Source organism: Dactylosporangium sp. NPDC050588 (assembly GCF_040654975.1).
GTDB lineage: Bacteria > Actinomycetota > Actinomycetes > Mycobacteriales > Micromonosporaceae > Dactylosporangium > Dactylosporangium maewongense.
Genome location: NZ_JBFAJA010000121.1, coordinates 24,795 through 34,690 on the forward strand (window position 1 = coordinate 24,795; position 9,896 = coordinate 34,690).

Consider the following 9,896-nt stretch of genomic DNA (forward strand, 5'->3'; position numbering starts at 1 on the left):
CGCGACCGTCGTGGTGGCCGCGGTCCCGAACCGGCGGATCGTCGTCATGACCCATGCTGCCATCCGGACGCGGGCGTCAGGAGGTGACGTCGATGCCGTAGTCGCGGGCGAGTCCGGCGAGGCCATCGGTCCAGCCCTGGCCGACGGCGCGGACCCGCCAGGCGCCGGCGCGGCGGTACACCTCGATGGCCACCGCTGCGGTCTCGGTCGTCAGGCCGGTCAGGGGGAAGGACGCGACTGCCTCTGCGTCGGTGGTGACCGCGACCCGCAGCCGGCCCACGGCGGCGAGGGCGGGGGCGCCGGACCCGTCGAGGCTCACGGCGACGACCACCTTCATGATGTCCGCGGGCATCCGGCCCAGGTCCAGCGTGATGGTGTCGGTCGCCGACGCCGCGCTCGGGCGGTCCCGGCCGGCCGCGCGGGCCGCGCCGTCCGCGCCGGTGGGCTGGTTGTAGAACACCATCGCGTCGGGGTTCAGGACCCGGCCGTCGCCGCCGCAGAGCAGCGCGCTGGCGTCGAGGTCGGCGCCGGCGGTTGCCGGGTCCCAGGCCACGATCACCGAGACGGTGGTGGTCGGCACCGGCACGTTCGCGCCCTTGGGCATCGGCGGCACCGTCACGTCGTCGATGTGGAACACCGGCGGTAGCTCACGCGGGAGCACCGGCGGAAGTCCCTGCAAGGAAGACGGCGGCACGGTCGGGGACTGGCCTTGAACGTACGCGGCGCTCACCGCGCTCAGCACGGCACCGAGCTCCGGCTCGGCATGCAGGTCCAGCGCCACGAGCTGCAGCGCGGCGCCCTTGCGATGCAGCCGCGCATCGGGCGCGCGCACCAGCTCCTCGACCGGATTGACCAAGGCCCAGTTCCACGTGACCAGGGCCTGCCGGTGGAAGCGGCCGGCGTACACGGCGGCCAGGTAGCCGGCCGGGTCCGTGGCGGCGGGGTCCCGCCGGATGACCAGGACCCGCGCCTCGGTGACGCCCGGCGCCACCGCGAACGCCTCCTTCACGGTCGCCAGCACCGTCGATGCCAGCCATCGCAGGTACAGGTCGGCGCGTTCCTTCTTGGTCCGCTTCGCGCTGGAGGGCGCGCCCGCCGCGGTCAGTGTCGGCTTGCGGTCGGGCATGGCGTCCACGGTGCCGACCATCACGACCAGGCTGACCGCGGCGCCGCCCGGTGCCGGCTCGCAGTTGACGCCGACCGCCTCGGATTCGTTGTCGGCGAACGCGGCCTCGAGGGCGTCCAGCACGGCGCCGGGGTCGTTCTCGACGAGCGACGTCCAGGCGGCGACCTCAGTCGCTCGCAGCGCATGATGGGTGGCGGCCCGCTGCGCCTGCTCCGCTGCGACGAGCGCCGGGAGCGCTGCCTGCGCGCGGCGCCTGGCCTCGCGCCGGCCGCTGAAGTCGAACCGGCCGAGCGTCGCCAGCTCCCGCTGCTCCAGGTCGGCGAGGACAGCGGCACGATCGACAGGCTCAGGGCCGCTGTCCGGTGGCGGGACCGTCACCGGAAAGTCCTCCAGATGCAGCGACGTCAGGCCACGCTCCAGCCCGACGAGCGCGTCGTACGCCTCCTGGGCGGCCTGCCGGCGGGCGTCGCGCTGCAGCTGCGCGAGCTGCGCGCGGGTCGGCCCGCCGCCGGACCTCGACCCGGTCGTCCGCCGGCCGCTGCGTCGCCGCCCACCAGCGCTGGTGTAGTAACTGAACGGCCCGATCCCGCTGGAAAACCCGACCCGGCCCGCGCCCACGTGCACCCGCGCGATCCGCGGCCCGACTCCCATCCGCAGCCCGCGGCTCGACACGGACAGGCGGATGCCCGGCGCCAGCCGGATGCCGAAACCCATGCCCGGTATCGAAGCACGCCCTCGGGCACCGCCACCGTCGAAACCACCGACGCTGCCCACTCGGCCAATCGAAGCCATCCAAGAAGATGAGCGGAACCTTCCCGAACCTGAATGAGGGGGTCCGATTGAGCGTTGCCCTGGTCAGACAGGCTTGGACCGTGAAGCTCTCGAGCCGTCGGTGTCCGTTCCTGCCACCGCGGTCGGCGTTCGCCGGGTTCCGGTTCCCACCCGACGTCATCATGGTCGCCGCCCGGCTCTACCTGCGGTACAACCTACCGCGACGTCGAGGATTGCTGATCGAGCGTGGTGTCGAGGTCGACTACGTCACCGTCTTCTGCTGGATGCAACGCTTCACGCCGCTGCTGGCAAGCGCGCGCTCCAGCCGGCGAACGCAACAGCGCCCCGTTGACCAATCCGCCGGGACGACCACGCGTTTTACAGGTACCGGCCGCTGAGGACCGGCTCGTGCTCGACCGTCGTGTCGAAGCCGTCACGCAGTGCGTACAACTCGGCGAGGGTCGCGCCGTCGGCTCGGATGCCGGCCGACGTGCCCAACCAGCCCGCCGCCTCGCCGAACGGCAACGCAGGCGCAGACTCCCATATCAAGCAGACGGTGCCCGACGCGATCCTCGTTGCCGAGATGATGTCAGCAGACTGGTGCCGCGAACAGGTCATCCTGGCCGCCGAAGCAGGCGCCGACATCGTCCTGCTGATCGGACCGGCCACGGTCGCCAATGTGTCCGTCGCCGTATCCGGCGGCTTCAGCGCCAGCGACCACGGTGTCGTCGCCGCCCCCGACTGGGACATTCTCGATCAACAAATGTGTGCATCCGGGATTGATCGACGTTAGCGGTGAGCCGCTCTGCGGAGCGGAACGTGGCCGCAGTGTCCCGGGTGAGATGACGTTCCAGTGGATCGCTCGCAGGGCCGACGTCGCAAGCGCGGCAGGAGGTGCGGGGGCGTGCTGGTAGCTGATGAGTTGTTCCGCATCGCGCACGACGACCGTACGGGGCGTTCCCGGCTGAATCCGCGGGTGCTCGGTTTGGGGCTGACCGGTGGGCTGCTCAGCGAGCTGGTGCCGCACCGCCGGATCGTCATCCGCGACGGCGTGATCGTGCTGGTGTGCCGCGAACCGCCGCCGGATCCGTTGGCGCATGCCACGCTGGCGCAGCTGATTACCAGTCCGCAGCACAGCGGCCTGCAGACCTGACTGGCGTTCCTGGCTGAGACGCCAACCGACGAGGTGGGGAAGCGGTTGCTGCAGGCCGCCACGGTGCTCGTCGTGGTCGAGGCGTAGTCCGCAGGCTCCCCGGTGGTGTTGAACGCGGTGATGCGCGTCCTTGCTGCGGCCAAGGACCGGCGTACCTGCACGCGGCGCTGGCCGCGGCAGTCGCCGGACGGTGTGCGGGGTTGAGGTCACGGCTGCTGTGGGGTGAGGACCTCCGTCAGGTCGCGGAGCATCTCGGAGGCGGTGACGGGGTCGAGGACGTCGAACGTGCGGGTCAGGGTGCGGGGGGTCCACGTGCCCCGGGGGTGGTCGTTGAGCCAGACGGTCCGGAGCTCCTGGTCGGTGAAGATGTCGTGGGCGCCGATCGGGATGCCGGGGTCCAGGTCGATGACGATGGCGCGGTTGTCCGGGGCGGGGCGCCAGATCCAGCACTGCACGCCGGCGTCCTGGGGCTCGCCGCGTTGCCAGCCGCGGCGTTCCAGGCCGAGGAGGGTCTTCGTGGGGACCTTCAGGTCGGTGAACCTGGCGAGGCTCGTCGACGCCCGCTCCGACGCGGTCAGTGTGTGCACTGTGCGGCCCAGCTGCGCGAAGGGCTGGAGGATCTCGTAGTCGGCGAACACCGACACCCAGGCCGGCAGCTCCGCGCCGAGCAGGACGGGGTGGGCGAGTGCGACGGCCGCGGTGGGCGGGAGGGTGTACGAGTCGTCGGCGGAGTCGGCGAACGTGCCGTCCTCCGCGACACGGAAAGCGGTGACGCCGCCGTCCGCGACGCCGAGCGTGGTCATGCCGCCGTCCGTGGCGCCGAGCGTGGTCATGCCGCCGTCCGTGGCGCCGACGGCGGTCGCGCCGGCGCCGGGCTCGGCGGGCGGGAGGGTGGCGGTCCACACCAGACGCCGGGCGATGTGCCGCAGCAGCGGGTGCGCCACGACGTGGTCCTGGAACGACGCGGCCGTCCAGCGGCGCTGGCTGACCATCGCGGCCTCCAGGCGGCGGATCTGGTCGGCGGCGATGGTGCGGACGTCCTTCTTGAGGGCGGTGTAGCGCTGGTACGCGGCGGGCGCCAGCTCCTGGTCGTCGCGCACGCCCGGCTTCGGCAGGTCCTTGCGCGGCGCGCCGCCGTCGACGGTGACATAGGGCTTGAGCTGCTCGTCGAAGCCGACCACGAACTGGCGGGGCCCGTAGTCGAGCAGGAGGGAGCCGGAGGCGTCGAGGCCGAGGTCGGGGACCAGGCGGTCGGCGAGCTGCTCCTCGGTGAGGCCGAGCGACGCGGCGACCTCGGCGACCTTCTCCGTCGCCCGCTCCTTGAGGCCCTTGAACTTGGCCTTCTGCGAGATCCCGCTCAGGTGCGCCAGCGCGAGGTCGGAGCCGATGCCGGCGAGGACGTCCAGGCCGGTGACGGCCTTCGCGTGGCCGCCTTCGCCGGGCCAGGCGCGGATCACGGGGGAGAGGCGGCGGACGGTGTCGTCGTCGCCGAGCCACTGCAGGGCGAGCAGGGGCCACGGCTCCTTCGGCGGGGCGCCGACCGACTGCCACTGGGTGAACACGGCCCAGGCGAACTGGGCGAGGGAGCGGCGGTCGAGCTGCTCGACGACGAGCGGCACGCCCGCATACACCTCGTCGGGGCGGGAGATGGCGAGCATCGTGCACAGGTGGCGGGCCGGCTCGTCGCCGAGGGCGGCGGAGCGGTCCTTGAGCAGGATGCGGGGCATCAGCGATGGGTCGGCCCAGGCCGGCAGGTCGGGGATCTTCGCCGGCAGGACGTCGAGGGTGCTGCCGCCGAGCAGCACGTCGAGCGCCGCGGCGGCGTCGGGGCCGAACGAGGTGCCGGCGGCGAGGACCTCGTCGCGGTGCCGGACCGCGAGCATCCGCAGGACCTCCTCGGCCGCCTGCCGGTCCGGGCCGGTCGGGCCCACCGCGGCCGGGGTCAGCGCCCGGGCCGCATACGCCGGGTGCCGGTCGAGCCAGGCGAGCACGAGCGCCCGCAGCGACTTGAGCCGCCGCAGCGAGCGGGCCATGTGCGTGGCGACCTCGGGCGAGGCGAACGGCAGCAGCAGCTCGGTGCACGTCCCGGCCTGCTTGTCCGCGAGGTGCAGGGCGGCCGGCAGCGCGGCGAGCCCGAAGCGGGCGGCGATCGGCGGGAACCATTGCGGGGCGTCCCAGATCCGCTGGGGGCGCCAGTCGGGCAGCAGCTCGGCGACCACGTCGTCGGGGGCGGCCAGCATGAGCGTGACCTCGTGGTGCCCCTGCAGGGTGCCGGCGCGGTAGTGCTGCACCGCGGTCTTGATCGAGGTGTCGAGGGCCCACCAGGTCGCATTCGGCACGCGCCGGGCGGCCCACGCGTCCCGCTCGCCCGGCGCCCAGTCGAGCACGGGCTCGGCGGTGCAGGCGAGGCCGGGGACGACCCGCGGCCGCGAACGCGGGCGCCGCACCGTCCACGGCGGGGTGACCAGCAGCTCCGGCAGCGCCGGCGGCGACGCCAGGGGCACGGCGCTGTCGTCGGCCAGGACGGCCTCGACCCGCGCCTGCGAGGCGGGCGGCAGCGCGACACCGGCGGCGAGGTCGCGGTGCGCGAGGACGTGCACCCGCAGCATGTCCTGCGCGGCCCGGCCGGCGTCGGCGGCGAGGATGCGCAGCGCCCGCTCCGGGAAGCGGCGGGCGGCGTCGAGGGCGGCGAGCGGCACGTACTTGCGGTCGAGGCGGGCGACCAGCCCCGCGAACGCCTCGTCGGTCGGGAACAGCGCCAGGGCGCTCACGAGCCGCTGCTGGATCTCGGCGTCGACGTTGCCCGTGTCCAGCCACTCCAGCAGGTGCGGCGTGACGGCGGGTCCGGTGCCGTCCACGGCGGTCGCGAGGGCCTCGGTGTCGCGGGCGAGCCACCAGCCGCCGGAGGCGGGCGCCGCCGCGGCCAGGTGCGCGCTGCCGGACGCCGCGCACCACAGCAGCTTGGCCCGGTAGTTGTCGGTGGTGCCGGCCAGCTCCGCGGCGAGGCCGTCGACCCAGTCCCGCTGCGTGGGGACGAGGAACGCGGCGGCCGCCCGCCGGTCGGCCGATCGGTCCCGGTGGCCGGCGAGCATCGCGACCACCGCGTCGTGGTCGTCGTCGGACGCGACGGCGAGCGCCGCCCTGACCCGCCCGGCGAGCGCCAGCCAGTGCGGGAAGTAGCCCCAACCGGGCAGGGTCCGCCACGTCACCCGCGCCGGCACCTGGACGCTGTTGTGCATGTAACCGCCGGTGTCCAGGTCGATCGCCTCCACCGTGGCGGCGGCGGCGAACAGCAGCCCCCGCGTGGGGATCCACAGGTCGGCGAGCCGGGCCAGCCGGCCCGTGTCCTTCCACGCCACGTAGGGGGCGACGAGCGCCGCCACCACCCCCGCACCGGCGGCGGGGCCGCTGGACGGGTCGGCGAGATACGCCCGCGCGGGCGCCACGAGCGAAAGGTCGCTGTCGGGATGGTCGAGCCGGGCGTCGATCATGCCCCGCGCAGCGGAGATGAGCTCTGTGCCCCGGGCCCGGTCGTGCTTCAGCGCGGGCCCAGGGGTGCCGCCCCGGCGGGGGATGAACGCTTTGCGCCAGGAGGCCGGAAACTCGAGATCCACGCCGTCACACTAACGACGAGGTACGACAGAAAATCAGGCGCCGACGTACTCCGCCAGGTGCTGGCCGGTCAGCGTCGCACGGGACGCCACGAGCGCGGCGGGCGTCCCGGTGAACACGACCTGCCCGCCGTCGTGCCCGGCGCCCGGCCCGAGGTCGATGATCCAGTCGGCGTGCGCCATCACGGCCTGGTGGTGCTCGACCACGATCACCGACTTGCCCGCGTCCACGAGCCGGTCGAGCAGCCCCAGCAGGTGCGACACGTCCGCGAGGTGCAGGCCCGCGGTCGGCTCGTCCAGCACGTACACGCCGCCCTTGTCGCCCATGTGCGTGGCCAGCTTCAGCCGCTGCCGCTCGCCGCCGGACAGCGTCGTCAGCGGCTGCCCGATCGTCAGGTACCCGAGCCCCACGTCGACCAGCCGGCCGAGGATCACGTGCGCCGGCGGCGTGTGCGCGTCGGTCCCGGGGCCGAAGAACTCGAACGCGTCGGCGACCGACATCGTCAGGACCTCGCTGATGTCGCGGCCGCCCAGGTGGTAGTCGAGGACCGACGCGTCGAAGCGCTTGCCCTCGCACACCTCGCAGACGGTGGCGACGCCGGCCATGACCACCAGGTCGGTGTAGATGACGCCGTTGCCGTTGCAGTTGGGGCAGGCGCCCTCCGAGTTGGCGCTGAACAGGGCGGGCTTCACGCCGTTGGCCTTCGCGAAGGCCTTGCGGATGGGTTCGAGGAGGCCGGTGTACGTCGCCGGATTGCTCCGCCGGGAGCCGCGGATCGGGCTCTGGTCGACGGACACGACGTCGCCGAACGCGGGAACGGAGCCGTGCACCAGTGAGCTCTTGCCGGAGCCGGCCACCCCGGTGACGACACAGAGCACGCCGAGCGGGATGTCGACGTCGACGTCGCGCAGGTTGTGCGCGTTCGCGCCGCGGACCTTCAGATACCCGGACGGCGACCGCACGTCGGGCTTCAGCGCGACACGGTCGTCGAGGTGCTTGCCGGTGAGCGTGCCGCTGTTGCGAAGGCCCGGCAGGGTGCCCTCGTAGCAGATCGTGCCGCCCCCGGAGCCGGCGCCCGGACCCAGGTCGACGACGTGGTCCGCGATCGCGATCGCCTCCGGCTTGTGCTCCACGACCAGCACCGTGTTGCCCTTGTCGCGCAGCCGCAGCAGCAGGTCGTTCATCCGCTGGATGTCGTGCGGGTGCAGGCCGATCGTGGGCTCGTCGAACACGTACGTGACGTCGGTCAGCGGCGAGCCGAGGTGCCGGATCATCTTGACCCGCTGCGACTCGCCACCGGACAGCGTGCCGGAGGGGCGGTCGAGCGACAGGTACCCCAGCCCGATCTCGACGAAGGAGTCCAGCGTGTGCCGCAGGGCCGCGAGCAGCGGCGCGACCGACGGCTGGGATGAAGACAACGAGCTGACCCACGACGCCAGGTCGCTGATCTGCATCGAGCACGCATCGGCGATGTTCCTACCGTCGATCTTCGACGAGCGGGCCTCCTCGCTGAGCCGGGTGCCGCCGCACTCGGGGCAGACCCCGAACACGACCGCCCGCTCCACGAACGCCCGCACGTGCGGCTGCAGCGCGTCGACGTCCTTGGACAGCATCGACTTCTGGATCTTCGGGATCAGCCCCTCGTACGTCAGGTTGATCCCGTCGACCTTGATCTTCGTCGGCTCCTTGTGCAGCAGGTCGTTGAGCTCACGCTTCGTGTACTTGCGGATCGGCTTGTCCATGTCGAAGTAGCCGCAGCCGCTGAAGATCCGGCCGAACCAGCCGTCCATGCTGTAGCCGGGGATCGTCAGCGCACCCTCGCCGAGTGACTTGCTGTCGTCGTACAACTGCGAAAGATCGATGTCGTTGACCTTGCCGCGGCCCTCGCAGCGGCTGCACATGCCGCCCGTGATGCTGAACGCGCGGCGCTCCTTGATCGTCTGGCCGGCCTTCTTGACCGTGACGGCGCCGGCACCGCTGATCGAGGCGACGTTGAACGAGAACGCCTGCGGCGAGCCGATGTGCGGCTGCCCGAGCCGGCTGAACAGGATGCGCAGCATCGCGTTGGCGTCGGTGGCCGTGCCGACGGTCGAGCGGGGGTCCGCGCCCATCCGCTGCTGGTCGACGATGATCGCGGTGGTCAGCCCTTCGAGCACGTCGACGTCGGGCCGGGCGAGCGTCGGCATGAACCCCTGCACGAACGTGCTGTAGGTCTCGTTGATCAGCCGCTGCGACTCCGCGGCGATCGTGCCGAAGACGAGCGAGCTCTTGCCCGAGCCGGACACGCCGGTGAAGACCGTCAGCTGGCGTTTCGGGATCTCGATGCTGACGTCCTTGAGGTTGTTCACCCGTGCGCCCCGCACCCGGATCAGCTCGTCGGCCATCACGTCTCCCTCTGTCGTCGGCTCCCGTCCACGCTAATGGGACTTCCTCGGACCGACTTCTCGATTCCTGATCTGATTTCCTGATCTGATCGGGTCGGGGCGCCGTAAGTTTCATGCGCCGACCGGGCGGCCGCACCAACTCCACGACGCAGGCATTGACGGGTGTTATGTGAGCGCTAACATTCGCGTGCCTCTATCATCGCTCTGTCGTCCGGAGGACCTCCGATGCAGTTGTCTCGCTCCCGGCCGCTGGTGGTGGCCGCCTGTGCGGCCGTCCTCGCCGCCGCCGGCGTCGCTGCGGTGCTGACCGCGAACACCGCCCAGGCGGCCGCCGGCTGCCGCGTCGACTACACCGTGCCCAGCTCCTGGCCCGGTGGCTTCAGCGCCAACGTCACCATCACCAACTACGGCGACGCCGTGAACGGCTGGAGCCTCGCCTGGTCGTTCGGCGCCGGGCAGACCGTCACGCAGCTGTGGAGCGGCGCGGTCACCCAGTCCGGCGCGCAGGTCACCGTCACCAACGCCGGCTACAACGGCAGCATCCCCACCGGCGGCACCGTCAACTTCGGCTTCAACGGCTCCTGGAACGGCTCCAACCCGATCCCCACCGCCTTCTCGCTCAACGGCACGCCGTGCAACGGTCCCGTCGGCGGCTCACCGAGCGCGTCCGGCGGCTCCGGACCGTCCAGCCCGAGTCCCAGCACCAGTCCCAGCACCGGCCAGTCGTGCCCGTTGCCGTCGCGGTACAGCTGGACCTCGACCGGCTCGCTCGCCAACCCCAAGTCGGGTTGGGTGTCGTTGAAGGACTTCACCAACGTCGTCTACAACGGCAAGCACCTGGTCTACGCCA

General features: G+C 72.1%; 7 protein-coding genes. 4 read left to right on the forward strand and 3 right to left on the reverse strand.

The features are described 5' to 3' along the window. Positions 1-76: 76 nt before the first annotated feature. Positions 77-1,840: a TerD family protein gene (locus AB0I21_RS51650; protein ID WP_360572472.1), complete on the reverse strand. Its 1,764-nt coding sequence runs from the start codon at positions 1,838-1,840 to the stop codon at positions 77-79. A 158-nt stretch (positions 1,841-1,998) separates the two neighbouring features. Here AB0I21_RS51650 and AB0I21_RS51655 point away from each other — a divergent pair, with 158 nt between their 5' ends. From AB0I21_RS51655 to AB0I21_RS51665, 3 genes are all read left to right on the forward strand, one after another. Beyond that, complete coding sequence (locus AB0I21_RS51655; RefSeq protein ID WP_360572474.1) at positions 1,999-2,295, forward strand: hypothetical protein; 297 nt, start codon at positions 1,999-2,001, stop codon at positions 2,293-2,295. 80 nt (positions 2,296-2,375) lie between these two features. Beyond that, positions 2,376-2,690 carry a hypothetical protein gene (locus AB0I21_RS51660; RefSeq protein ID WP_360572475.1) on the forward strand — a complete coding sequence of 105 codons (315 nt, stop codon included), beginning with the start codon at positions 2,376-2,378 and terminating at the stop codon, positions 2,688-2,690. A gap of 111 nt (positions 2,691-2,801) precedes the next feature. Continuing rightward, positions 2,802-3,050, forward strand: a complete 249-nt coding sequence (locus tag AB0I21_RS51665; protein WP_360572477.1) for a GPP34 family phosphoprotein — start codon at positions 2,802-2,804, stop codon at positions 3,048-3,050. Positions 3,051-3,256: 206 nt separating this feature from the next. Here AB0I21_RS51665 and AB0I21_RS51670 read toward each other — a convergent pair whose 3' ends face one another. Continuing rightward, positions 3,257-6,664, reverse strand: a complete 3,408-nt coding sequence (locus tag AB0I21_RS51670; protein ID WP_360572479.1) for a DUF4132 domain-containing protein — start codon at positions 6,662-6,664, stop codon at positions 3,257-3,259. Positions 6,665-6,697: 33 nt separating this feature from the next. Then, the gene (locus AB0I21_RS51675; protein WP_360572481.1) at positions 6,698-9,046 is read right to left on the reverse strand and encodes an excinuclease ABC subunit UvrA; all 2,349 of its coding nucleotides are present in this window, start codon (positions 9,044-9,046) and stop codon (positions 6,698-6,700) included. A 225-nt stretch (positions 9,047-9,271) separates the two neighbouring features. Between AB0I21_RS51675 and AB0I21_RS51680 the strand changes: the two genes are divergently transcribed. Then, positions 9,272-9,896, forward strand: a 625-nt coding sequence (locus AB0I21_RS51680) for a non-reducing end alpha-L-arabinofuranosidase family hydrolase (RefSeq protein ID WP_360572483.1), incomplete at its 3' end; no start/stop codon positions are given.